This window comes from Sphingobacterium sp. 18053 (assembly GCF_902706145.1).
GTDB lineage: Bacteria > Bacteroidota > Bacteroidia > Sphingobacteriales > Sphingobacteriaceae > Sphingobacterium > Sphingobacterium paramultivorum.
Window position 1 is genome coordinate 301,905 of the sequence record NZ_CACSJW010000001.1, and the last position, 24,853, is coordinate 326,757.

Consider the following 24,853-nt stretch of genomic DNA (forward strand, 5'->3'; position numbering starts at 1 on the left):
GTATTACAGGTCTGATTCCGCTTTTCAACTCCAGTTTGTGGGAGCGAACGGCGTTTTTCTAACAGGTAGGAGCTTCGTCATCATTTAAAACAACAATCTAATGAAAAAAATGATCAAGGGTTTGCTGGCAATGGCATTGTGTTTTCAGCTTTCTTCGGTATTTGCGTGGGGGACAACAGGGCATCGTGTCGTGGCTGAAATTGCGGAACGCCATTTGACTAAAAAAGCCAAAAAGAATATTGGAAAAGTCATTGGACAGCAAAAGCTGGCCTATTGGGCCAACTGGGGAGATTTTATCAAATCAGATCCCAATCCTGAATTTAAAAAACTGGGGAATTCCCATTTTATAAATTTAAACTCAAATTTACCCTGGGCCGATTTTCAGTTGGGTTTAGAAAATTCAGCTGATGAGAATCTGTATAAGACAGCGCTCCGTATTGAGAAGTCCTTTGCAGATAAGACTATTCCAATGGATCAACAAAAACAAAACCTGTATTTCTTGATCCATATTCTGGGCGATGCGCATCAACCCATGCATGTTAGCCGTGCAGAGGATCAAGGTGGCAATAAGATTGAAGTAAGCTGGTTTGGAAAAAAATCAAATATCCACCGTGTTTGGGATAGTGATTTGGTAGACAATGAGAAATATAGTTATACCGAGTTTGCAACTGTTTTAGATGTGAATAACAAAAAAGAGAATGAGCAGCTGGCGGCTGGAGAGCTCGCTAACTGGTTGTATGAATCAAATCAATTGGCTGAAAAGATTTACGCTGACGTAGCCAATAACGCCAATTTATCGTACTCCTATGTTTATCAAAACAAGGATATTATGGAGCAATGTATGCTAAAAGGTGGCTTAAGGCTAGCTAAAGTATTAAATCGAATTTTTGGTTAATATTGCGGCTACCGCAAATTGTTGGAAAGGCGTATCATGAAACGATACGCCTTTTTTGTGTTAGTACGTCGTTGTGATCAAATTGATTTTATGCTTTTCATTTAAACAATGTCCCTAGATTAGTTGTTTCCTCTATATTAAAATCAATTTCAATGACTATCCCGCAATTATTTAAAAAAATTGTTCCCTTTGCCAAACCCTATCGTCAGTTGATTATTTATACCTTGTTATTAACGGTAGTGGGGTCTTTTGCTGCGCAAATAAATGCTTTTATTTTACGGTATACCGTCGATCAAATTAATGACCTGATGGTCGCCAAAGAACCCTTATCAAAAGGCATGTATCTAGTAGGCATGATCAGTATTATTTTGTTAATTAAAGAAATAGTCTATGCTTTTGTTCAGTTTGGTCAGAAATTTTACGGAGAGAAACTTCGAATTTATATCGCACGGGACTTCTCTCAATCCATTGTAAACCGCATTTTAACCTATAAGTTAGCCTTTTATACCTCAACCGATAATGAAAGTGGAAAATTGGCTACCCGGATAGATGCCGGTATTAGTTCGTTGACACGTTTGGTCCAAAATTTCTTTATTGATATTCTGCCTTTGTTTGCAAATGCAATCATTGCATTAATCTGTATGTTCTACGCTAATGTATATGTAGGTCTGGTAGGGGTGGCTGTTATTCCTTTGTATCTTTATATTAGTCAGACCCAAGCCTCCAAGTTGACAGGCTTTAGAAGGCAGATGCGCAATTACCGGGAGTCGAAAAATAACCGGATCATTAGTTTGATCGATTCAATTTTAGTAATTAAATCATTCGTTCGGGAGCCAGAAGAAGCTAAACGTCATGAAAAGATCCAATTTGAAATGACTGAGAATCAAATGGAAACTCGAAAAACGAGTTTTCTTTACGACAGCATTAAAAATTTTGTCGAACAGATTGCTGTTGTCATTATCATTGTTTTAACGGCTTATCTTGTTCTCTCTGGCCAAATCACCATTGGTGCGATTATGTTTCATATCATGTTATTTAATAACGTTTCGGCGCCAATACGTCAGTTGCACCGTATTTATGATGAGGTAAATGATGCCCTGATCTATTCAGAATCTTTCTTCGAAATTTTGGAATCTGACGAGCATATTGAATCAAAAGGTGATTATAAGCCAGTACATATTCAAGGACATTTGGCGTTGCGGAATGTTTTTTTTGAATATCCAAATGGAACCGTTGCTTTAAAGGACGTGAATTTTGAGATCAAGCCGAATGAAATAACGGCTTTAGTGGGGCTGAGTGGGGCCGGGAAAAGCACGATTATCAACTTATTGGACAAATTTTACGAACCCAGCAGCGGCCAAATTTTTTTGGACGGGGTGGATCTGGCAAAGTACGATACAGCGTTTCTCCGTCGACATATCGGTATGGTATTGCAGCGTAATCATATTTTTAAAGGGACTATCTTTGAAAATATTGAATATGGTAAAATGGGAAGTTCTAGGGAAGAAATCATTGAAGCAGCCAAGAAAGCCTATATTCATGAACAGATTATGGATCTGCCCAAGGGTTACGATTCGGATGCGCAGTCACTATCAGGGGGCCAACAGCAGCGGATCGCCATAGCCCGTTTGTTTTTAAAAAATCCACCCATTATTTTTCTCGACGAGCCTACGGCTAATTTGGACGCCATCGCGACCGAACAGATTAAAAATAGTTTGGATGCCATAAAGAAAGATCGTACAGTAATTATCGTTTCCCATAGTATCTCTCAAATCATCGATTCCAATGCCATTGTGGTCATGGAAAAGGGAATGGTGGTAGAGAAAGGACAACATGAAGATCTATACGCACATAAAGGAACCTATTATGATATTTTCTCAGCAATGGCCAACAGTTTAAATCTGAGTAAAATAAGCAGAACATTACAATCAGATGAAAGGTGAGAGTATTATTAACTTGTGCGACTATGTAAAATCATGCCAATAACCACCATGACAATACCAATACAGGAATATACATTTGGAAGCGCCGCCTGCAGGATAAGAATTTCGCCAACCAACGTAAAAATAACTTCCATGGCCTGTGTTGCCTCTACAGCTGCCAATGCTTTATGGTCCTGATGAACGAAATCGGTAGCTGAGAAAAATAAAAGTGTTGCAATCACTCCTGAAAAAATGGCTACTAAAAAGGTTTGGAAAAGTTGACTATCAGTAGGTAGGCCATTATCAAAATAGCCAAATAGGCTCAGGATAATCCAAAATGGCATACTACAGAGTGTCATGCCGAGTGTACGTTGAAAAGCATCCAATCTATTGTTCGATATTTTCATCATTTTACGGTTGCCTAAGGGGTAGGCAATAGCGCCGATCAATACAGGGATGGTTCCCAATAACATTGTGTTTAAAGAGGTTGACTGGGCCTCTGAAATTTGCATCAAAAGAATACCTAAAAAAATAAGGATGGAGAAGAGGAGTGAAGCTTTTGATATGCCTTTTCGTTGCCCTTTCTTATCGAGCAGCGGACCAATGAACATGCCGGCTATAATAGTGAATTCGAAGGTGCTGGCTACGAGCCAAGATGGTCCATAATTTGCGCCATAGGTAAGTGCTGCATAGAATAGCCCGAATCCGATAGTGCTCCAAAGAAGCCATTGCCAAAGGTTGGATCTGATTTCTTTGAGTAAATCGATGAGGTTTCCCCTTATGGCAACAATGAGAAGTAATATTGGGAGCATCCAAATAAAACGTAAAGAGGCTGTCCATTGCCAACTTCCGCCGGAGATTGCCATAATACGGTTTAGAACGAAGGTGCTAGCAAAAAATAGCGCAGCTAGCGTTCCTAAAAAAAGTGCATTTTTTTTATTCTTTTTTATTGTAAATTGGATTGGCATAAATAAAAGGAGTGCGATGTATACTTAACTTTGTGAAAGTAAGCAAATGTCCGTTCAAATGGAAATGAAACAAAAACTAATTGATTTTTATCGCGATTTTCTCATTTAAAATTCCTTATTTTGCCTAATCAATAAAACAAGTAGTAAGAAAATTAATCAAGATGATTATACAACCAAGAACTAGAGGTTTTATTTGTTTAACCTCGCATCCACAAGGGGCTGCGCAAAACATTAAAAATCAAATTGAATACGTGAAATCCAAAGGTGAGATCGCGAATGGTCCAAAGAAAGTATTGGTAATCGGTGCTTCTACTGGATTTGGTATTGCATCTCGGATTTCTGCAGCATTTGGTTCTGGAGCTGCTACAATCGGTGTATTTTTTGAAAAACCTGCAGCAGAAGGCAAGCCAGGAACTGCTGGATGGTACAATTCGGCAGCTTTTGAGAAAGAAGCCCATGAGGCGGGATTATATGCCAAAAGTATCAATGGCGATGCTTTTTCGGACGAAGTGAAAAAACAAACTATTGAGCTTATTAAAAAGGATCTAGGACAGGTTGATTTAGTGGTTTATAGTTTGGCATCACCACGCCGTACGCATCCAAAAACGGGCGTAGCACATGCTTCTGTTTTGAAACCTATACAAGAGCCTTTTACCAATAAAACGGTAGATTTTCATACGGGTGTAATTTCAGACATTACCATTCAGCCTGTTGAAAATGAAGAAGATATTGCGAATACCGTAGCTGTTATGGGTGGAGAAGACTGGAAGTTTTGGATCGAAGATCTTAAAGCTGCTGGTGTGTTAGCTGAGGGAGCAAAAACAGTTGCCTATTCTTACATAGGTCCTGAACTTACTTATCCAATTTACCGTAATGGTACAATTGGTCGTGCAAAGGATAATTTAGAAGGAACAGTGCCTGCAATAAACGCGATTTTGAGCGATATTAATGGTGTATCCTATGTATCGGTGAATAAAGCCTTGGTTACACAATCAAGTTCAGCTATTCCAGTTGTTCCTTTATACATTTCTTTATTGTATAAAGTCATGAAGGAAAAAGGCATCCACGAAGGTACAATTGAACAAATGCAACGTTTGTTTGCTGAGCGACTTTATACCGCTGACGGAAAGGTATTGCTTGATGACAAAGGTCGTATCCGTGTTGATGACTTAGAAATGCGTGAAGATGTTCAGGCTGAAGTTGCAGCATTGTGGGAGAAAGCAACAACTGAAAATTTAGCCGAAATTTCAGATATTGAAGGTTACCGTAACGAGTTTTTCAATTTGTTCGGTTTCAATTTCGACGGTATCGATTACAACGCTGATACCAATGAAGTTGTTGGAGTACCGAGTATTGAAGGTTAATTTTAACGGATATACCTACAAAAAGAGCGGTGAATGTATAAACATTCACCGCTCTTTTTGTAGGTATATCTTTGATGCTATGATTTATGTTTAGGGGAGACTATGGTGTCAGCTCACGCCGTTTTTGATAGAGTAGGTTGCCAACAACGGCAAAACCAATGGAGACCATAATGGTACTAAATGGGTATATCGCTGTCATACCCATATTATTGGCCACAAAGCCAATTAAAGGGCCTGTGATTCCTAGTGAAATGTCAATAAATAGCCCGTAAGCAGCCAGAGCAGAGCCTTGTTGACTTTGATCTACCCGCTTAATGGCTTCGACACCAAGCGCTGGAAATACAAGTGAGAAACCAAAACCCGTTAATGCGGCGCCCAATAGGGTCCACAATGGATCCATAGCCACAGCAATAACCGTGAGACCTAATGTTTCAACGAAAAGACTCACTAAAGCAACTTTAAGGCCACCATATTGGTCAATAACCTTATTGAAAATAAGCCGTGTTAAAATGAAGAATACGCCAAATATAGTTAAGCAAGCTGCGCCATTTTGCCAATTGAAATGTTCATAGTAAAGCGTCATAAAAGTGGAGATACTGCCGAAGCCTAGACCTCCTAAAGCAAGGCAAATCCCAAAGGGCGCTACTAAAAGCAATACACGTTTAAAACTCACTTTTTCAGCCTTTTTACGTGCCACTTGATAGGGTGTTTTAGTGCGGCAATAAAAATAACCAAGGAGGCCAACTGCACTGGTAAGTAGAGCCAAAGCTTCGTAATTGATATGATTCACCATCAAAACACCTAAGGGTGCACCAATAGCCAATGCACCATAGCTGGCTATTCCGTTGAAAGAAATCGCTTTTGCGGCATGTTCATCGCCGAGTTCCATTAATGCCCAATTTATAGGGCTCGCACCCACCAGCCCCTCTCCAATTCCAGTAAACAAACGGGTAATAAGCAGGAGACCCAAGCTTAGAAGAGGCTGAGAACGGAATAGAAACACAAGCAGTAGAAGGAGTCCAGATAATGCAAAAAATAACATGCTGCGCAAAACTGAAATCTTGGGACCCTTGGTGTCTACAATTTTTCCTGCATAACCACGGAGTAGGAATGTAGCGACATACTGAACGCTAATGACCAATCCCGCAATAATTGTATTAAATCCTAAAGTTTGATGAATAAAGATGGGAAGGGTAGCAAGCGATAGGCCGATTGTGAAATAACCAAGGAAAGTTAAAGAGACATAGCCTAAAATCTTTTGACTGACCTCCCGAAGAGAAATTGTCATTATAAAAAATTTTAGGCGAAATTACGTCTTTATGCTTGTTTTTAGAAATAAAATCAATAAACAACTGTCTCTTTAATATCACAATTCTTTTCGAGCCATTGCTGATCAAATTGTTTTGGGGAAACTCTTTTGCCCTGATAGATGTAATAAATTTTTTCTATCTCGCCTTTCACCGGTGGACCGGGTATTTTGTTTACAATTTTTTCTTCCGGGCAGTCTTGTATTAAGGCCTGCTCCTTAACTTGGCGAGTTTTACATGAAGTGAAGGCAGCTACAATGATAAAAAGATACAATAGTTTATTCATGAGTTTAGTTTTAATAAAATATTAACGTATTACTTGCGTGGAATGCGACATTAATTTGTGAAATAGCATACAACTTTTTGAACGACTATTTGTTCTATAAAAGATACCTGAAAGGCTAGAAGCCTGAGAGGAGAAATTGACATGAGAAAAGTTAAATTGAATAATTGATTGTAGAAAACATGAGAAGAAAAGCAACAGCCCAATGGAATGGCAATCTGAAAGAAGGAAAAGGTAGTCTGACTACAGACAGTACAGCGTTGGATCATACGCAATATTCATTTTCAACCCGGTTTGAAAATGGTGTCGGAACAAATCCTGAGGAATTATTGGCAGCAGCACATGCCGGATGTTTTACGATGCAATTGAGCGCTTATCTTTCTGAAGCTGGTTTTGTTCCCGAAGAATTAACAACCGTATCGACAATCGTTTTCGAAAATGGTTCAATTGTTCGGTCCGAACTTGAGCTGAAAGGAAAGGTCTCAACGATAACCGAAGCTGAGTTTCAAACAATAGCGCATAAAGCGAAGGAAAACTGTCCTGTGAGTAAAGCGTTCAGTTTCGAGAAAACCTTAGATGCAAAGCTACTCTGATAAAGGTACTATATTGAACAAAAACTTGGTCTTTTTTCGTAAAAAGGAGAAAAAGCTGTTATTTTGAGGATATCTTAAATAATTAGCAATATTGAATTTTAATCAATTGAGTTTTGGTTCAGAGAAAGAAAAATAAGTTAAGTTTAGCAGCGCTTTCGGAAAAGAATCTGGAGGCGGGAAAGGTCTTTTTGGAAAAGTATGCACAGCAAGAAGGAGCAGTTGTATGTGCATCGGGTTTGCACTATAAGGTATTAACAAAAGGGGCGGGGCAGATTCCCAAAAAGTCTGCGAAGGTTATCTGTCATTATAAAGGTGAGCTTTTAGACGGAACCGTATTCGATAGTTCGTATAAGCGGAAGCGTCCCGAAACGTTTTATATCAATGAACTCATAGTCGGTTGGCAAGAAGCGATTTCAATGATGCCTGTTGGGTCAATCTGGGAAGTGTGTCTTCCACCAAAGCTGGCTTATGGAAAGGAAGAATTGTTACCTCGAAAAGGAGGGGAATGTACTTTGATATTTCAGATTGAGTTGATTGCCATTTTAGCTTAACACAAAAAAGACTTTCATAAAAAAGCCCGCATAACAAGATGCGGGCTTTTTTATGAAAGTTTATTTTTTTATTCTACTTCTTTGATCTTAGCATTGATTTCGGCAGTTTTAGCTTCGTCTTGCATAAAAATATAGTAGTTCTTTAAATTCGTTAAAGCATCTACATTTTTGGGCTGCAAAGAAACTGCTTTCTCTAAGTAAGGAAGCACTGGCTTTAATTCTGCTTTAATCTTATTTAATTCTGCATCATATTGTGCCTGCGTCAATTTTCTGTTATTATTAACAACATTTAATTTTTCACGTGTTTTGTTCATCAACGTGATCGCCAAATTTGTGTTTGCTTCAAAGAAGTTAGGATCGATTTCCAATGCTTTTTTGTATGCTGCAACCGCTGCATCCTCATTTTTCGCTGAAGATTGGGCAATACCTAAGTAATAATTTAAGCTTTTATTGTTTGGATCTTTTGCTAATTGTGCAGTAATGGCATCAATTGTTTCTTTTTCGTGACCTGTAATCAGATTCAATTCGATGTTTTGAGTCATTGCTGCATTGTCATCCGGATAAGCTTCAGCCGCTTTTTTTGCATATTCAAGTGCTGAAGTCGTATCTTGCATAGAGAGGTACAATTTAGGTAAATCGACCATAATCGTTTTATGCGAAGAGAAATCTTTTCTTGGAATTAGTTCTTTATAACGTTCCACAGCATTCTTATAATCTTTGTTTGATAGTGCTGCAACGCCACTGTAATAAGTAACTAATGTATCTCCAGGAAGGTATGTCAATGCTTTTGTAAAGGAGCTGTAAGACTCAGCATATTTTTGTGCTTGATATGCTTCCGCACCCAAATTGAAATTATATTGTCCCAGAATTTGTTCTGCAACAGTAATATTCGCTTTATTCGCACCGTCTGTATCGAGCTGTTTTGCTCTGGCAATTCCGTCCTCAGCTAATTTCGCTAATTCAGATGACTTATCTATTGTTGATAGATTTGCATTTACCAATGCGTATACTGTCCATGCTTCAGCATTATCTTTTGTTTTGTCATTGACAACAGCTGCGTCAATAGCTTCTTTCGCCGATTTCAAATTGGAGATACCCAATTGAACTGTACCAGCGTCTTTCAATTCTTGGAATTTCGCTAGGGCTGATTTCGCCTTTTTAACATTACCCGTCTGCGCAAAAGAAACTGAGGTAGATACAGTACCTATTGCTGCTAATAATAATAGAGATTTTAAATTCATATCTATTTAACTGTTAATTGATTCAATAATAAATTCACTCTGTCTAATTGTGATGCGTCATCAATAAGCTTATAATATTTGGCCAAAGCTTTAAGCGCATTGACATCATAAGGCTTAATCTCATTTGCCTTCAACAGATACTCGATGGTCAACTCTTGTATATCTTGGTTGGAAGGTTCCTTTAATAAAGTCTCCAGATTGATTAATCCTAATGCAAGATTAGATTCATAATTATTCGGATCCAACCGCAATACATTATTATAATATTCTTTCGCTCGTTTTATATCATTGGCATTTTCATAAGAATAGCCCGCAATATAGTTCAGTTCGACATTTTCAGGTTCTAAACGAATGGCATCAGCAATGACATTTAAAATAGCGTCATAAGAATTATTGGCCGAATACACATCAATTAATCTAAAAAGTATCTGTTTATTTTCAGGAAATATAGCATGTCCTTTTTCAAGAACGTTCAAGACATCCTGTTTAGTACCTCCGAGCGAATAAATCTGTGCCAATTCAAGAAAGTAATTAGGCTTTGGATGTTCACTTTTAATGAGTTCGTCATAATATTTGATCGAATTCATATAATCTTTATTCTTGCCAGAGAGTACGGCCAGATTATATTTGAGATCATTATTTTTGAAGCCAAGTGAATCTATTCGAAGGTAAGCTTTATACGCTTTGTCAAATTTACCATCTTTTAAAGCCAAAGCTCCCTGATAGGAGATGGCTCCAGCAAGATTTTGACGAATATAGTCCATCTCTGCAGGAAAGTTTCGACGTGCTTTTTTTTGATCCAGAAGCTTAAGTGATTTGATGGATACGTCGATAGGATCCATTTTATATGGCTGCTTCCTTGTTGAATCTGCAACTGCCAAGGAGCTATATACCAATGCTCTTAAAAGGTTATTGTTGACAGAAGCTGAATCTTTCTTCGATTGGAAGGAAGCGTCTGCAAACTTTCGCGCATTTTCAAGATTTTTAAACTCGCCAGTTTTGGTATATAAAGCAAAACTGTTGCTGCCCTCTTTCAGATTGGATTGGGCAACAACAGTTAAACTACTTGCAGATATTAACAATGATATCAGTAAGTTTTTCATTAGACTATTTATTCTTCGTTTGAGTCCGTGTTTTCTTCAGAAGTCGAATCGCCATTTTCCGTTGACTCTTCGGTCAGTTCAGACTCTTCTTCAGATTCTTCTTCACGATCGACTTTCGTAATAGAAGCGATCTCGTCGTTATCTTTTAAATTAATGAGTCTTACACCTTGTGTTGCACGTCCCATTACTCTTAATTCTTCCACAGCAATACGGATAACAATACCAGACTTGTTGATGATCATTAAATCTTCGTTGTCTGTAACGCCTTTTATCGCAACGAGTTCGCCTGTCTTATCTGTGACGTTGATTGTTTTCACACCTTTACCACCACGATTCGTTACGCGATAATCCTCGATATCTGTCCGTTTTCCGTATCCTTTTTCAGAAACGACCAACACGGTAGTTTCCGAATCATTCACACTAATCATGCCAATCACTTCGTCACTTTCAGCTCCCAAGGTGATACCACGTACACCTGTTGCCGTTCTGCCCATTGGACGAACCGTAGATTCATTGAAACGAATTGCTCGACCAGAACGGAGAGCCATGACAATTTCACTGCTTCCTGTAGTCAAACAAGCCTCAATTAATTGATCGCCTTCATTAATATTGATGGCATTGATACCGTTTGCTCTTGGACGAGAATAGGCTTCCAAAGACGTCTTCTTAATCGTGCCTTTTTTGGTACACATAATAATGAAGTTGTTTTCCAAATATTCTTGGTCTTTCAAGTTCTTCACCAGGATGAAGGCCTTGATTTTTTCTTCTTTTGGAACATTGATGATATTCTGAAGTGCTCGACCTCTAGAAGTACGGCTTCCTTCAGGAATCTCAAATGCACGCAGCCAGAAACAGCGACCTGCCTCTGTAAATAGCAGCATATAATTATGCGCCGAGGCTGTGATGATATGTTCGGTAAAATCTTCTTCGCGTGTGTTTGTGCCAATTGATCCTCGACCTCCGCGGCCCTGGCGTTTGTATTCGGATAATGGTGTACGTTTTACGTAACTATTGTGGGAGATTGTGATAACGATTTCTTCATCATCAATAAAATCTTCCATACGCATATCTTCAGCAGAGTGTACAATCTGAGATCTACGTTCGTCACCGTATTTTTCCTTGATTTCAATCAACTCGTCTTTGATAATTTTCATACGAAGCTCTTCGTCTTCCAATATCGATTTCAAATAGTCAATTGTTTTCATCAATTCAGCATATTCCTCTTTAATCTTATCACGTTCCAGTCCTGTTAGACGACGTAATGTCATATCGAGGATCGCGCGAGCCTGAAGGTCGGACAGACCAAATTTTTCCATTAATCCAACGCGTGCATCTTCTGGTGTATCCGAATTACGAATCAATTTGATGACTTCATCCAAATGATCTAAGGCAATTAAATACCCTTCTAGAATATGCGCACGTTTTTCAGCCTCCGCCAGTTCATAGCGTGTACGTCTAACGATTACATCATGTCTATGCTCCACAAATTCATGAATCATATCTTTCAGATTCAACAGTATTGGCCTTCCTTTAACTAAAGCAATGTTGTTTACTGAAAATGAAGTTTGTAGGGCTGTATATTTAAACAAATTGTTTAAAACAACATTTGCATTTGCATCACGTTTGATGTCGTACACAATACGCATACCCGTACGGTCAGATTCATCACGGATGGCAGAGATACCTTCTAATTTCTTTTCGTTAACCAGTTCGGCTGTACGCTCGATCATATTCGCCTTGTTCACCTGATAGGGAATTTCGGTAACAATAATCTGCTCTCTTCCAGACTTGGTTGCTTCTATTTCAGCTTTTGCACGCATAACAATACGGCCACGTCCTGTATTACAAGCATCTTGAACCCCGGCATAGCCGTAGATCAACGCACCTGTAGGGAAGTCTGGACCCTTGATGTGCTGCATCAATTCTGGAACCTCAATATCACGATTATCAATAAAAGCGATTGTACCATCAATAACCTCAGATAGGTTATGTGGAGCCATATTTGTAGCCATACCCACAGCGATCCCCGAAGCTCCGTTTACCAGGAGGTTTGGAATACGCGTAGGAAGGACTGTTGGTTCTTGTAAGGAATCGTCAAAGTTATTTTGGAAATCAACAGTATCTTTGTTGATATCGGATAGCATTTCCTCGGCAATTTTCTTTAATCTTGCCTCAGTATAACGCATCGCCGCAGGTGGATCGCCATCAATGGAACCGTAGTTACCTTGACCATCTACCAAAGGGTAGCGTAAACTCCAATCTTGAGCCATACGAACCATGGTGTCATAAACGGATGAATCACCATGTGGGTGATACTTACCTAATACGTCACCGACGATACGGGCAGACTTTTTGTAAGGCTTGCCACTGGTAACCCCTAAGTCCAGCATACCATAAAGAACACGTCTGTGTACTGGTTTCATGCCATCACGGGCATCAGGAAGTGCTCTTGATACAATGACAGACATGGAATAGTCAATGTAGGCAGACTTCATCTGATCCTCGATGTTGATTGGGATAATCCGGTCGTTTGCCGGAACAAGATTGTTGTCGTTTTCTGTTTCTTCAGCCATATGAATTTGGTTTCAATAAAACTAGTAAGCAAGCCCTCTAAACTGGCTTGCTACGCATGCGAAGTTACAAAAATTTAACCTCAAAAGCGAATGATTTAAGCCCTAATATACACAAAAAAGACAATCTTTTATGGATTGTCTTGGTACTTATGGAGTATCGTTTTTATTTGATTTTTTTAAAGCGGAGCCGAATCGAATTACCTATGACAATTAAGTCTGAAAAGGCCATGCTTAAGGCTGCAAGCATAGGTCCGAGAAAGCCAACAGCGGCAAGCGGTATGGCCACAATATTGTACGCGAAGGCCCAAAATAGATTTTGTTTTATTGTCAATAGGGTATGGTGACCAATCTTTAATAGTTTTTCAATGGATTTGAGATCATTGTTTAATAAAACCACCTTTGCCGATTGAATAGCAATATGTGTCGAATCACCAAGCGAGATGCCAACATCGGCAGCTGCTAATGCCGGAGCGTCATTGATGCCGTCGCCAACCATTGCAGTAGGGCCATTCTTTTTGAGCTTGAACAATATCTCTAGTTTTTCTTCTGGCGACTTATCCCAGTATACATCAGCAATACCAAGCTTTTGTGCTGTGCGTTCACATTTACTTTGTCGATCCCCACTCAAAAGAATAGGGCGTATCCCTTTATCTTTGAGGTATTGGATGAGTTCCTTTGCATAAGGCTTAATCTGATCTTCCAATACAATGCCAGCAATTACAACGCCATTGATTGTTAAGGCAAGATCATAGCGATTGGAGTAATCCTTTTCGCCAAGTTTTGCATTACAAATGGAATAGTTATTGCCATTTGTGTCTGTAGCAAATATTCCTTTCCCTTTTATTTCATTGACTTCCTTAAAAATAATGCGGTAAGATTTTATTTCCTTGAGTTGTTTTCGGATCGACTTTGCAATCGGATGACTTGAATAACTCTCCAATTGTGCTATGATCGATTCGACTTGCGATTGCTCAATACCAAAGGTCTGAATCGCTTTGATATTAAAATCGCCAGTTGTTAAGGTACCCGTTTTGTCAAATACCATCTGTTTGAGATCGGACATCTCCTCAATGGTGCTTCCGCCTTTGATCAGTATTCCTCTTTTTGCAGCTCTTCCCAGACCAACCATAACAGCTGTAGGTGTTGCTAGCCCCATGGCACATGGGCAAGATACTACAAGTGTAGCTATGGCATTCATGAGGGATTGTTGCAGCGGTAATTGTGCAATAAAGTAAGTAATAAAAAAAGTGAAAAACGATATTGTAACAACGATTGGAACGAAATAAGCAGCTACTTTATCACCGAATTTTTGAATAGGCGGCTTTTTACTTTGCGCATCTTTAATTAATTGAATAATTTGATACAGTACACTTTTAGACCCAACTTTGGTCGCCACGATTCTGATATTTCCTTCGGTTAGTAACGTACCACCAATCACTGCATCATATTTGAGTTTTTCAATAGGTACACTTTCTCCGGTTAGCATAGATTCGTCCACCCAAGCCTGTCCTTCCAAAATATCGCCATCAGCAGGTATCTGATTTCCTGAATTTACCTTTAAAATATCACCTGATTTAATTTCTCGGGCTAGTATCTCTACTTCTTGGTCGTCTTCAATTTTAATAGTTGGTATATCTTGATATTTAACCAACTCTTTGATTGCTGATGTGGTTTTGGTAACGGCTCTTTTTTCGAGGACATTCCCCAAAAATACCAATGTTATGATTGTTGCACATGTTTCGTAGAACTGGTAATCATGTCCTAGATTATAATATGTTCCAATGAGGCTATAGCTAAAAGCAGCTGTAGATCCAACAAAGATGAGCACATCCATATTGGGCATTTTGTTCCAGATGGAACGAAATGCGCTGATTCCAAAATAGGAAAAACCAATGATATAAACGGGGACACATAGCGCAAGTTGGATATAGGGATCATGCAGAATGGGTAAGTCCGTAAACATGTGGCTCCACAAAGGTATGGTAAAGATGAGGCAGCAAAGGAACTTAAACTCAATAGATTTCCAAAAGCTAGGCTTCTTATCCTTACCCTCAATAACTTTGTAGCCCAAAGACTCGATACCTTTGACCAGCACAGGTATTTGTTCAAGAGGGATTTCCGAAAATTTCACTTCATCTGAGGCAAAATCGACGTAGATATCCTTAGCGCCGTTGTTTTCTAGGTATTTGTGGATTGAAATAGCACAATTTGCACAATGCATTCCGCTTACGTTAAGTTCAGTTTGCACGTTCGATTCCTTCATTTAATAGCATGTAATGTCTTTAGGCAAAGATAGCTATTTCCTGATAATGCTTTTTACGTAAAGTAAAATTGTTTAGTTTAGCAAGCCTGTTTGTAGCCGTTTTACATGAAATATCGTGAATAGTGAATGGGGAAACATTAAAATTTGACTAGATAGACAACTTAAGCTTGTGTGAAAAATGACAAAACCAATTTCAATTTCTTTTATTGTACGGATTATACTGCTGATTGCACTAACGGCATCATTTGTTCAATTTGAAACCTTTTATATGCAGCGGGAGATCATCCGGAATATGGCTTACGGCTTAAATACTTTTCTAACAGCTAGTGTCCTGATCTCAATTGGTCATTTTATCCTTGTAAAACTATACAACAGTCGAAATGAACAGCAGGTTGTCCGGGGTAATTTTGTGCTCGGAATTACGCGTGTAGCTACAGTAGGCAATGTTTTTTTTATTATTGTCAGCCTAATGATAGCGGTTGGTATTAATCCAAAAGATTTTATCACCAGCATGACAATTGTCGCAATGGCGATTGCTGTAATTTTTAGAGAATATATCACGAATATGATATCCGGTTTAATTATTATGTTTTCGGATCAATTTTCGGTAGGAGATCGCATAAAAATAGGTGAATATCAAGGGAAAATTGTTGACATCACATTGGCCAATCTAGTTGTGCGGGATGAAGATGACGATGCTGTAATGATTCCCAATAATTTGGTGTTTACAGCGACGTTAGTTAATAAGACCTCGCAAAAGTCAAATAAAATTGTTGTAAAGTTTGAATTGCCGATCGATCGCTCTTTTACAGTGGCGGAATTGGAACAGTATTTAAGCCCATTATTTCAGAAAAATCCAAATTTAGATCATTCCCAAGGCTTTACAATTAAGGTCGCCGATATGACTAAAGACTATATCAAGTATAAAGTTGAGGTTAGTGCAATCTCGTCCAGTAACAAAATACATCAACAGGTCCAAAGCAACATATTAAATGAAATCCTGCAGTTCACAAAAATGTAGGTTAAATCTTTCTTACTTTCACATTTTTAACAAAGTGGTGGCTTCCTTTTTCTAAAATGAGATCCGCACGATATCTAGTCGGCAAAATATTTTTAAGTAGATTGGGCTTATTAATTTCGTTCCAGATATTTACAGCCATGGTATTGCTTTCATCAGCTGTCATATTTGCATATTTATGGAAAAATGAAGCCGGATTTTGAAATGCCGTAGCACGTAGTGACTCAAATCGATTGGTATACCATTCAATAAGATTTTTCTCGCTGGCATGTACATAGATTGAATAATCAAAAAAGTCGGAAACGAATACGCTATGTCCCTTTCGTGGTCGTTGGGAGTTGACTTGCAATACATTTATCCCTTCTACAATGAGGATGTCGGGTTGTTCAATCACTTGTTGCTGTTCGTCTGGCAATACGTCATAGACCAAGTGGCTGTATACTGGCACCGCAATTTTTGGAGTCCCTGATTTCACGGCTGAAAGGAAATGAATCAATCTTTTGGCATCATAGCTTTCAGGAAAACCTTTTCGGTTTAGAATACCACGTTCGATAAGTTGTTGATTCGGGTATAGAAAACCGTCTGTGGTCACCAAATCGACCTTTGGTTTGGATGGGAGTAAACTAAGGACGCGCTGCAAAACCCGGGCTGTAGTACTTTTTCCGACAGCGACCGACCCAGCTATACCGATGATATAAGGCAATTTGCTCACTTCTTTGCCAAAGAAGCGGTTTGTACGCTGGTGAAGACTTTGGAAACGGTCAATATGAATCTCAAGTAGATGACTTAAGGGAAAGTAGACTTCTTCTATTTCCTGATTTGTCAAGGGTTCATTCAGTGCATGTAGATTTTCCAGGTCTTCGACACTGAAATTGTGCAATACTTTCCCGTTTAAATTTTTCCAGTCTTCACGTTTGATCGATCTAAAAGGCGAGTCTATTGCTATTTGAGGATCCAATTGCATCGTTTGCTTTTTTTTATTACAAATATCTATATTGCAGGACAAGTAAACCTTCACTATTCGATTCTATCGGCTATTAAAGGTCTTTTTTGCGCGGACAAATATAAATAGTGTTATCCGTTATCCCAAGAAACATTACAAATGATTTGAAGTTATTACAATAGGATTTGATAATATTTTATGAACAGGACACTTTTCAGCTATTTTAAACAAACGCTGCTTTTGAACCTCATCTAAATCTCCTTTAAAGCTAATAAAGCATTGTATATAAGTCGTTTGCTGCTGTTCACTTGTTTGCACCTCATAAGATAAACGTACCAGCACTTCTTCCAGGGGCCAGTTTTTGCGGTCAGCATACATTTTGACTGTAATGGCTTTGCAGCTCCCTAAAGAGGATAGTAATAGTGGAGTAGGGTTTATGCCCTGATCTTCACCGCCTACATCTTCGGGTTCATCAACCGTTATTTGATGCTTGCCGTATTGTACGGTAGTTGTATAGGGTATTTTCCCTATTGAAACGATTACTTCATTGTCCATAAGCGATTAAAATTATGATTCCACGTCTTCTAATAGCCCTTCAATGATGAGGCTTCCCGTTGCAGGGTTTGTTGCCAAAGGGACATTATAAAGATCACATACACGCATGAGCATTTGAATATCTGGTTCATGTGCATGTTTTCCGAGTGGATCGCGAAAGAAAATAATACCATCAACTTTTCTTTCGGCCGCCAAAGCTGCGATTTGTGCATCACCACCCATGGGGCCACTCAATTTCAATTCCACAGGCAAGCCTGTCTGTCTAACATAAGAGCCCGTAGTACCAGTGGCAATGATGTTGGCGCGCTCCAATAATTCCTGGTGGTCTTTGACAAATGCGACCATTTCAGGTTTTTTGCCGTCGTGGGCTATTAATGCAATTGTTTTTTTCATCACAATATAATAATTTGTAAATATCGGACACTGTTATAAAGGCAGGCCTTTCTGCAATATACGTATGTTATTTAAAAAATATGTATGAGATAATTATTGCTGCGATTACACCTGCTAATTCCGCTAATAATGCACATGGTAATGCATGCCGTGTACGCTTTATTCCCACTGCACCAAAATATACAGCGAGGACATAAAAAGTAGTTTCCGTTGATCCCTGAATAACACAAGCAACCCTCGCAGCGAAGTCCATTGGCCCCTTGGCATTCATCAAATCGACCATAAGTCCACGTGCACCGGATCCACTGAGCGGTTTCATAAAGGCTACAGGTAAAGCGTCTACAAATGATGTATCTAGACCACATAGCGCGATAGCTTTGGAAATTCCAGCGACCATATAGTCCATCGTTCCTGATGCTCTAAATACCGCGATACCAACGAGCATCGCGACGAGATAGGGTATTATTTTTACAGAAACTTCGAAGCCCTCTTTGGCACCTTCTATAAATGAATCGTACACATTTACTTTACGGAAAAGAGCCAAACCTATAAAGGAGGTAAATAAACTAAATAAAATAACATTACCGAATACTTTGCTGAATATTTCGATTTCTGTTTGTTGGAGTCCCGAAAAGTAGTAAAGTAGTCCACCGATAAATAATCCCATTGCTCCCAGATATCCTAGAATTACACGGTTAAATAAATTGATTTTTTGATAGATGGAAACGAGAATCAATGCCACCAATGTGGAAAAGAAGGTTGCGATTAGAATTGGTAGAAATACATCGGAAGGATCTGGTGCACCAGCCTCCTTCCGATAAGCCATAATTGAAATAGGCAAGAGGGTTAAGCTAGATGCATTGAGCACAATAAACATGATTTGTGCATTGGTAGCTGTTTCCTTATTGGGATTGAGCTCCTGGAGTTCCTTCATGGCTTTAAGTCCCAATGGCGTTGCCGCATTATCTAATCCTAGGGCATTAGCCGAGAAATTCATAAGAATAGAGCCAAGCGCAGGATGATTTTTGGGTATCTCCGGGAATAATTTATGAAAAAAAGGACCCACTATTTTTGCGAAGATATTGATCATACCGCCTTTTTCGCCAATTTTCATAATCCCAAGTGCAAAACTCATCATACCGATCAGTCCTAAAGAGATTTCGGCTCCTGTTTTTGCACTGTCAAAGATTGAATTTACAATTTGCTGAAAGATTTCTGTATCTCCGAAAAAGATTAGTTTTACAAGGGCTACGGCAAATGTGATTAAGAAAAATGCAACCCAAACGTAGTTTAATGCCATATAGATTTAAAATATGCGTAAAAGTAATCTTTTAGAACTTATCCATCAACTGGCTCCATGGATTTTTCTTCTTATTTTGGCTCTTTTCTTTAATGAGATGCGCAACGATATAATCCAATGTATCTTCATGCTCACTGATCATTTTATCGGATAAGGAAATCAACTTCTGTATATTATTGGGCGAGGCTGCGTCTAATGATGCATTTATACTCGATAGATTGGCTGGTTCTATGCGGAGATAATTTTGTTGCTTACCGTTACTTTGAAATAGTTGCCGAATAAAAAATTCGGTACTCTCGGAAGATGCACTTGTCATAATGTCAACTAAAGCGGGACCGATTTGTATAGCAAGTTTCTTCTTAAAATGTTCGTAATTATAAGCTGTTTTTGACATTCCTGTACCTAAGGATACCATAAACATGTCGTTTATCTGCGTGCTGTTAAAAGCCTTTAAAACTTCAAGTAAACCACATATGGAGGGGTTTTGAGCGAACACACCGCCATCGATCAAAGGATATCTTGTTTTTGAAAGGGAGTAGATCTCTGCAACAGGAAAAAATGTGGGTGCAGCGGACGTAGCCTTACAAACATCTTTGAGGTAGAAATCCCTTGCTTCGCCATGCGTAATTGCCTTTTGTTGTCTAAAAAAATGATTCTTCCGTAATTCAATGTTATACGCAGTGATGATACAGGGTTTGATAAGATGGCTCAATCGTGCATTTTGAAAATACTCATCCAAAACGTCTGATAATGTATTTGACGAGTAGAGCTCGCTGACAAGACCAAATCCACCTAAAAAACGCCGCCATTTGGAAGCGTTGAAAATTTCAGTGCCATGATTAACAAATAGATTTAAGGCATCTCGCGCAGAAAATTTCGGATGGGCGGGATTACCTTCTTCCGGATACAAAAGAATGCTAGTCAGAATTCCGCCGCTGCTTGTACCTGCAATAAAGTCAAAGTAGGAGGCAATCCGTGCATTGGGATCCATGGTCTGCTTTTGTAACTTCTCTTCTAGAGCGACGAGAACCATTGCCGGAATAATACCCCGGATACCACCACCATCAAGCGCGAGAATATTCTTCATATGCTAAAAACTGATTTAGTTAACGATATGTAAATATAATAAATGTCTACAATTGGCAGGAGTCATATATTGGTGACAATTGTGTCATATATCCTGTGATTAAAAGCTATTCAATATTTTTCGTAGATCACCTTGGTCAGCATATCACTATCTTCTTACTAGATTCTAGACTAATAGAGAGCTAGCAGTACTTTTATAGGGGTATAACAGGGGGTTAACTTGGGTTTACCCCTGTTATACCCCTGTTAACCCCCTGTTAACCCCGAGTAATACCCCTGTTAATATAGAGGCTGATGAGCGGATTATACAAATCTGATAGGATCGGAGATACTACAGAAAGGAATCTCGGGGTTTGTGGGTCGTATTGGACCATTGTAAACATTTTTACAAGATCACTTTAAACAAAAAAAGCTGCCTCAAATTTTATTGAGGCAGCTTTTTTAGCTAGCATAGATGCCGATTTAATTGAACCAAGCAAATACTTCGTCTTTCGTTGGCATATTGATATCTAGTTTCATTTTTTTACGCATACCACCAAGGTCATTAAAAACCTTGTTCGGATTCGCTTCTTTTAAAGCTTCAATGGTTGTAAAGCCCATTTTTTGTAAGGCAGGAACCCAAGCTGCAGGAATACCTTGTTCCTCATAATCTTTCACTTCTGCTACTTTGGCGACTTTTTCAGGTCTCATTTGTGGGAAGAAAAGAACTTCTTGGATTGACGCATTATCGGTCAAGAACATGATTAAACGGTCCATACCGATTCCAAGTCCAGAGGTCGGCGGCATTCCATATTCCAATGAACGAAGGAAATCCTGATCAATAAACATGGCTTCATCATCACCTTTTTCAGAAAGGCGCAATTGATCTTCAAATCGTTCACGTTGATCAATTGGATCATTAAGCTCTGAATAGGCATTGGCAATCTCTTTTCCGCAAACCATCAGCTCAAAACGCTCGGTTAAATCAGGATTATCTCTGTGCTTCTTCGTTAAAGGAGACATTTCTTTTGGATAATCTGTAATGAATGTTGGTTGGATGTAGTTTCCTTCACATTTTGCGCCGAAAATTTCATCGATCAATTTGCCTTTACCCATGGTTTCGTTTACGTCGATGCCCATTCCTTTGGCAGCAATACGGATTTCGTCTTCAGATTTTCCAGTAATATCAAATCCAGTGAATTCCTTAATGGAATCTGTCATCGATATCCGTTTATACGGTGCTCTAAAGTCAATTTTATGTTCTCCGAAGGTAGCTTCAGTCGTACCGTTCACAGCCAACGCACAATGTTCTAACAAACGTTCTGTAAAGTCCATCATCCAGTTGTAGTCTTTATAGGCTACATAAATTTCCATTGCGGTGAACTCTGGATTGTGGGTACGGTCCATTCCTTCATTACGGAAGTTTTTAGAAAATTCGTATACACCATCAAATCCACCAACGATTAGTCTTTTTAAATAAAGCTCGTTGGCGATACGAAGATATAATGGAATATCTAAAGCATTATGGTGTGTAATAAACGGACGTGCTGCAGCACCGCCTGGAATGGATTGTAGGACAGGTGTTTCTACTTCCATATACCCCGCGTCGTTAAAGAACTGACGCATCGCATTGAAAAGCTTTGTACGTTTGATAAATATGTCTTTGTTACTTGGATTTACGATCAAATCTACATAACGCATTCTATAGCGTTGCTCTGGATCTGTAAAGGCATCAAAAGTTTTACCTTCTGCAGATTTAACGACAGGTAGGGGACGTAGCGATTTGGATAAAACGGTAAGTTCTTCTACGTGTACTGCAATAGCCTCGGTTTGTGTTGTGAAGACATAGCCTTTGATACCAACGATATCTCCGATATCCAATAGCTTTTTGAAAACGACATTGTATAGGTCTTTATTCTCATCAGGACATACATCGTCACGCTTAATATAAGCTTGAATACGTCCGGTAGAGTCTTGAATTTCAAAGAATGAAGCACTACCCATCACACGACGACTCATGATACGTCCAGCAATGGTAATGTTCTTATAATTCAATTTATCTCTATCGTAATTTTCTAAAATATCAGCAGCATGTGCATTGACGACAAATTCGTTTGCTGGAAATGGATCAATTCCCATATCCAACAACGATTGCATCGCTTGTCTTCTAAGTTGTTCCTGTTCGGATAATACAGTACTCATTCGGTATGAATAATATTTAAAATGTGAAAATCACGCAAAAATAGCCATTTTTTTCAATTCTTTTTATGGATTTTTTTTGAAAACGCTGTAGCGAAAGGAAATGGCATTCCGTTATATGGGATAAAAATAGTTAAATAGTGATATTATTACAAGGGGACATTCGACTATTTGATTTTGAGTTTTATAATTTTAATTTCGTTATCTCCTCGAAAAAAACGTTCATAATGAAGGGGAGAATTCGATAGATTGTTTACATGGCATGTGTTATTGATTGCATATGAAAGGCAATTTGTCTAAGTTTGAAACTTAATAATTAAATGGTTTAAGTGGGTATAATTCGGTCATATTTTTATAACAAGAAGCTATCATCTTTACATGATGCCTTAGAGCGTTGCTTGCGCGATCGTGAAGACGGCAAGGCTTTCGTTTATAAGAAGTATTATGGTTATCTCATGGCTATTATTATTCGTTATGTAAAACAGGATGTGGACGCGGAAGAGCTCGTGAATGAAAGCTTTGTTCGGGTATTTCGAAAATTGGAATCATTTAATAGGGATATTGAAGATGAAAATCTCGAAAAATCGTTTAGAGCCTGGATAGGACGAATTGCTGCCAATATTTCGATTGATTTTTTACGAAGTAAAAAGCAGTTTTATTCGGTTGAAGATTTGGGAGAAGGGGATATGCATACACCGGCAGTACAATTGGACAGTCGACTGGAAGTCAATGAGATTATGCGTCTGCTCGATCAGCTCCCTGAAATTCAAAAAACTATTTTTAATCTCTATGAAATTGAGGGGTATTCACATGATGAAATTGCCCAGATGCTTAACATACCAGATAGTACGTCAAGGACTTATCTGACTAGAGCGAAACAAAAACTTAGAAAATTATACTTGGATTATACAGGCGTAGTTCAAGAAATAAGATAAATATTGTTGTTACGATGAAAGACAATAAGAAAAAGGAATTGATAGAAGAAATCATTGGACAATTAAAAGACCATGAACTACCTTATAAAGAAGGTTCCTGGGAGAAATTTGCCTCAAATTATGGCGTTTCAGCACATCGTTCCTCTAATTGGAAGTATTGGAGTGCTGCTGCGGCTGTGTTATTGTGTTTTGGTGTAGGATATTGGGGGCTAAAGACGAATGTGGAGACTGATATACCTGCTGTCGTTTTAACACATCTGCCGGAACGCGAAGATGTGTTAGGTGATCATAAGGATTTAAAAGAATCGATACAGCGGTCGTTATCAGATGTTACGGGCGATAGGATTGTGAGTGCAGAGGTATTATCGGCGAAGAAGCCCTATACCTATTCTGTGCCAGCGGACCATTCAACTGAAAATTTGGACAATCACCACTTGGTATTGAGTACTGGGCAATTAATGCGGGGCCACGATGTGGCTGTATCAGCCGATTTAAGAAGGCTGCAGTCCATGCAATTGAAAAATAATTCATTTTCAGCGCAGGTTGGTTTAACGGAAAGTGAAGTGGAACGAGTAAGCGCTTCAACAAATACCACTGTGACGAATAGTAGTGCCGTTATTGCTTCGACCAATTCAGGGTTTATGTCGCCTGTTAATCAAACGCAACGCGATGCTGCAAAACTATCACAATTGTATGCTGCGCAACAAGGGGGGGCAAGGAATAGTGTTGTACACACGAACGTTAACCAAGATAAGAAATGGGAAATGGGCGCTTTTGTATCACCTGCCTCTACGTCAGAAAGTATAACGCTGGGGGGCGGGGTCGCACTAGCCTATAATATTTCGAGTAAGGTAAGTCTTCGCTCAGGAGCTTCTATTCAACATTATGGAGCTATTTCGGGTAATTCACCCATTACTCCTGCAATGGGATCAAATTCTCTTAATGCAGATGCGCCAAATTATATTTCTCAATCGAATTTGAATAATTCCTTTGCGATGCGGGTAGCAGATGCAAAAGATGCAAAGAGTAATGAACGGGTTTCAGGTAAAATCTTAACAGTTGATATCCCATTGGATGTTAGATACGCGATCAACAAGAATTTCTATACCTCAGTCGGTGTATCCTATGTTGGTGTATTGGATCAGGAACGGGCAACGATCTATGAAACAAATAATACGGAGTACAGACAAAAATCCCAAGACAAAAATGTCGATGATAAAGGTGTGAACGGCTTTATTAATTTTTCAGTTGGTCGGAAACAGAAAGTTGGAAAATTATCCATTTCTGTAGAGCCTTATTATAAAGCTCCAATCGGAAATTTGAAATCATCCGATTTGAACTATAGCAACGGGGGAGTGAAAATAATTACTAGTTTTTAAAGA

General features: G+C 38.8%; 21 protein-coding genes. 8 read left to right on the plus strand and 13 right to left on the minus strand.

Features of this window, described 5'->3' with window-relative positions:
- Positions 1-100 precede the first annotated feature (100 nt).
- On the plus strand, positions 101-895 hold the full coding sequence (locus tag GVK91_RS01380; protein WP_182331953.1) for a S1/P1 nuclease: 795 nt from the start codon (positions 101-103) through the stop codon (positions 893-895).
- A 152-nt stretch (positions 896-1,047) separates the two neighbouring features.
- Positions 1,048-2,838, plus strand: a complete 1,791-nt coding sequence (locus tag GVK91_RS01385) for an ABC transporter ATP-binding protein (RefSeq protein ID WP_159726555.1) — start codon at positions 1,048-1,050, stop codon at positions 2,836-2,838.
- An 8-nt stretch (positions 2,839-2,846) separates the two neighbouring features.
- Here GVK91_RS01385 and GVK91_RS01390 read toward each other — a convergent pair whose 3' ends face one another.
- Entirely contained in the window at positions 2,847-3,683 is an 837-nt protein-coding gene (locus GVK91_RS01390) for a multidrug resistance efflux transporter family protein (RefSeq protein ID WP_235032736.1), read from the minus strand.
- Positions 3,684-3,946: 263 nt separating this feature from the next.
- On the opposite strand from GVK91_RS01390, the gene fabV reads away from it, so the two are divergent.
- Complete coding sequence (gene fabV, locus GVK91_RS01395; RefSeq protein ID WP_153844604.1) at positions 3,947-5,149, plus strand: enoyl-ACP reductase FabV; 1,203 nt, start codon at positions 3,947-3,949, stop codon at positions 5,147-5,149.
- A gap of 100 nt (positions 5,150-5,249) precedes the next feature.
- Here fabV and GVK91_RS01400 read toward each other — a convergent pair whose 3' ends face one another.
- Positions 5,250-6,437 carry an MFS transporter gene (locus GVK91_RS01400; protein WP_153844603.1) on the minus strand — a complete coding sequence of 396 codons (1,188 nt, stop codon included), beginning with the start codon at positions 6,435-6,437 and terminating at the stop codon, positions 5,250-5,252.
- Between the two features lie 53 nt (positions 6,438-6,490).
- Positions 6,491-6,742, minus strand: coding sequence for a hypothetical protein (locus tag GVK91_RS01405; RefSeq protein WP_153844602.1), 252 nt, complete (start codon positions 6,740-6,742; stop codon positions 6,491-6,493).
- A 179-nt stretch (positions 6,743-6,921) separates the two neighbouring features.
- Here GVK91_RS01405 and GVK91_RS01410 point away from each other — a divergent pair, with 179 nt between their 5' ends.
- Positions 6,922-7,332, plus strand: coding sequence for an OsmC family protein (locus GVK91_RS01410; RefSeq protein WP_159726559.1), 411 nt, complete (start codon positions 6,922-6,924; stop codon positions 7,330-7,332).
- Positions 7,333-7,445: 113 nt separating this feature from the next.
- Positions 7,446-7,883, plus strand: coding sequence for an FKBP-type peptidyl-prolyl cis-trans isomerase (locus GVK91_RS01415; RefSeq protein WP_153844600.1), 438 nt, complete (start codon positions 7,446-7,448; stop codon positions 7,881-7,883).
- 68 nt (positions 7,884-7,951) lie between these two features.
- Here GVK91_RS01415 and GVK91_RS01420 read toward each other — a convergent pair whose 3' ends face one another.
- From GVK91_RS01420 to GVK91_RS01435, 4 genes are all read right to left on the minus strand, one after another.
- Entirely contained in the window at positions 7,952-9,124 is a 1,173-nt protein-coding gene (locus GVK91_RS01420; RefSeq protein WP_075992766.1) for a lipopolysaccharide assembly protein LapB, read from the minus strand.
- Between the two features lie 2 nt (positions 9,125-9,126).
- Entirely contained in the window at positions 9,127-10,227 is a 1,101-nt protein-coding gene (locus GVK91_RS01425) for a lipopolysaccharide assembly protein LapB (protein ID WP_153844599.1), read from the minus strand.
- 8 nt (positions 10,228-10,235) lie between these two features.
- On the minus strand, positions 10,236-12,800 hold the full coding sequence (gene gyrA / locus GVK91_RS01430; RefSeq protein ID WP_153844598.1) for a DNA gyrase subunit A: 2,565 nt from the start codon (positions 12,798-12,800) through the stop codon (positions 10,236-10,238).
- A gap of 163 nt (positions 12,801-12,963) precedes the next feature.
- Positions 12,964-15,063 carry a cation-translocating P-type ATPase gene (locus tag GVK91_RS01435; protein ID WP_159726561.1) on the minus strand — a complete coding sequence of 700 codons (2,100 nt, stop codon included), beginning with the start codon at positions 15,061-15,063 and terminating at the stop codon, positions 12,964-12,966.
- Positions 15,064-15,241: 178 nt separating this feature from the next.
- Here GVK91_RS01435 and GVK91_RS01440 point away from each other — a divergent pair, with 178 nt between their 5' ends.
- Entirely contained in the window at positions 15,242-16,084 is an 843-nt protein-coding gene (locus tag GVK91_RS01440; protein WP_159726563.1) for a mechanosensitive ion channel family protein, read from the plus strand.
- A gap of 1 nt (position 16,085) precedes the next feature.
- Here the strand turns inward: GVK91_RS01440 and coaA are convergent, their stop codons facing one another.
- From coaA to lysS, 6 genes are all read right to left on the minus strand, one after another.
- Positions 16,086-17,045 carry a type I pantothenate kinase gene (coaA, locus tag GVK91_RS01445; RefSeq protein ID WP_159726565.1) on the minus strand — a complete coding sequence of 320 codons (960 nt, stop codon included), beginning with the start codon at positions 17,043-17,045 and terminating at the stop codon, positions 16,086-16,088.
- Between the two features lie 132 nt (positions 17,046-17,177).
- Positions 17,178-17,579 carry an OsmC family protein gene (locus tag GVK91_RS01450; RefSeq protein ID WP_153844594.1) on the minus strand — a complete coding sequence of 134 codons (402 nt, stop codon included), beginning with the start codon at positions 17,577-17,579 and terminating at the stop codon, positions 17,178-17,180.
- A 12-nt stretch (positions 17,580-17,591) separates the two neighbouring features.
- On the minus strand, positions 17,592-17,972 hold the full coding sequence (locus GVK91_RS01455; protein WP_046673562.1) for a methylglyoxal synthase: 381 nt from the start codon (positions 17,970-17,972) through the stop codon (positions 17,592-17,594).
- Between the two features lie 67 nt (positions 17,973-18,039).
- A complete protein-coding gene (locus GVK91_RS01460) occupies positions 18,040-19,272 on the minus strand; it encodes a nucleoside recognition domain-containing protein (protein ID WP_153844593.1) in 1,233 nt (410 codons plus the stop codon).
- Positions 19,273-19,303: 31 nt separating this feature from the next.
- Complete coding sequence (locus tag GVK91_RS01465) at positions 19,304-20,359, minus strand: patatin-like phospholipase family protein (RefSeq protein WP_153844592.1); 1,056 nt, start codon at positions 20,357-20,359, stop codon at positions 19,304-19,306.
- A 461-nt stretch (positions 20,360-20,820) separates the two neighbouring features.
- Positions 20,821-22,539, minus strand: a complete 1,719-nt coding sequence (gene lysS / locus GVK91_RS01470; RefSeq protein WP_153844591.1) for a lysine--tRNA ligase — start codon at positions 22,537-22,539, stop codon at positions 20,821-20,823.
- Positions 22,540-22,865: 326 nt separating this feature from the next.
- On the opposite strand from lysS, the gene GVK91_RS01475 reads away from it, so the two are divergent.
- Complete coding sequence (locus tag GVK91_RS01475; protein WP_075992756.1) at positions 22,866-23,471, plus strand: RNA polymerase sigma factor; 606 nt, start codon at positions 22,866-22,868, stop codon at positions 23,469-23,471.
- A 14-nt stretch (positions 23,472-23,485) separates the two neighbouring features.
- Positions 23,486-24,850, plus strand: a complete 1,365-nt coding sequence (locus GVK91_RS01480) for a hypothetical protein (protein WP_159726567.1) — start codon at positions 23,486-23,488, stop codon at positions 24,848-24,850.
- The last annotated feature ends 3 nt before the right edge of the window (positions 24,851-24,853 follow it).

Bases quoted from the DNA above. Each gene is read 5' to 3' on its own strand.
- GVK91_RS01440 (WP_159726563.1), top strand. From the start codon at position 15,242: ATGACAAAACCAATTTCAATTTCTTTTATTGTACGGATTATACTGCTG.
- GVK91_RS01380 (WP_182331953.1), top strand. From the start codon at position 101: ATGAAAAAAATGATCAAGGGTTTGCTGGCAATGGCATTGTGTTTTCAG.
- GVK91_RS01390 (WP_235032736.1), bottom strand. From the start codon at position 3,683: ATGGCAATCTCCGGCGGAAGTTGGCAATGGACAGCCTCTTTACGTTTT.
- GVK91_RS01425 (WP_153844599.1), bottom strand. From the start codon at position 10,227: ATGAAAAACTTACTGATATCATTGTTAATATCTGCAAGTAGTTTAACT.
- GVK91_RS01420 (WP_075992766.1), bottom strand. From the start codon at position 9,124: ATGAATTTAAAATCTCTATTATTATTAGCAGCAATAGGTACTGTATCT.
- GVK91_RS01405 (WP_153844602.1), bottom strand. From the start codon at position 6,742: ATGAATAAACTATTGTATCTTTTTATCATTGTAGCTGCCTTCACTTCA.
- GVK91_RS01460 (WP_153844593.1), bottom strand. From the start codon at position 19,272: ATGGCATTAAACTACGTTTGGGTTGCATTTTTCTTAATCACATTTGCC.
- GVK91_RS01450 (WP_153844594.1), bottom strand. From the start codon at position 17,579: ATGGACAATGAAGTAATCGTTTCAATAGGGAAAATACCCTATACAACT.
- lysS (WP_153844591.1), bottom strand. From the start codon at position 22,539: ATGAGTACTGTATTATCCGAACAGGAACAACTTAGAAGACAAGCGATG.
- GVK91_RS01385 (WP_159726555.1), top strand. From the start codon at position 1,048: ATGACTATCCCGCAATTATTTAAAAAAATTGTTCCCTTTGCCAAACCC.
- GVK91_RS01400 (WP_153844603.1), bottom strand. From the start codon at position 6,437: ATGACAATTTCTCTTCGGGAGGTCAGTCAAAAGATTTTAGGCTATGTC.
- GVK91_RS01480 (WP_159726567.1), top strand. From the start codon at position 23,486: ATGAAAGACAATAAGAAAAAGGAATTGATAGAAGAAATCATTGGACAA.
- GVK91_RS01455 (WP_046673562.1), bottom strand. From the start codon at position 17,972: ATGAAAAAAACAATTGCATTAATAGCCCACGACGGCAAAAAACCTGAA.
- gyrA (WP_153844598.1), bottom strand. From the start codon at position 12,800: ATGGCTGAAGAAACAGAAAACGACAACAATCTTGTTCCGGCAAACGAC.
- coaA (WP_159726565.1), bottom strand. From the start codon at position 17,045: ATGCAATTGGATCCTCAAATAGCAATAGACTCGCCTTTTAGATCGATC.
- GVK91_RS01435 (WP_159726561.1), bottom strand. From the start codon at position 15,063: ATGAAGGAATCGAACGTGCAAACTGAACTTAACGTAAGCGGAATGCAT.
- GVK91_RS01465 (WP_153844592.1), bottom strand. From the start codon at position 20,359: ATGAAGAATATTCTCGCGCTTGATGGTGGTGGTATCCGGGGTATTATT.
- GVK91_RS01410 (WP_159726559.1), top strand. From the start codon at position 6,922: ATGAGAAGAAAAGCAACAGCCCAATGGAATGGCAATCTGAAAGAAGGA.
- fabV (WP_153844604.1), top strand. From the start codon at position 3,947: ATGATTATACAACCAAGAACTAGAGGTTTTATTTGTTTAACCTCGCAT.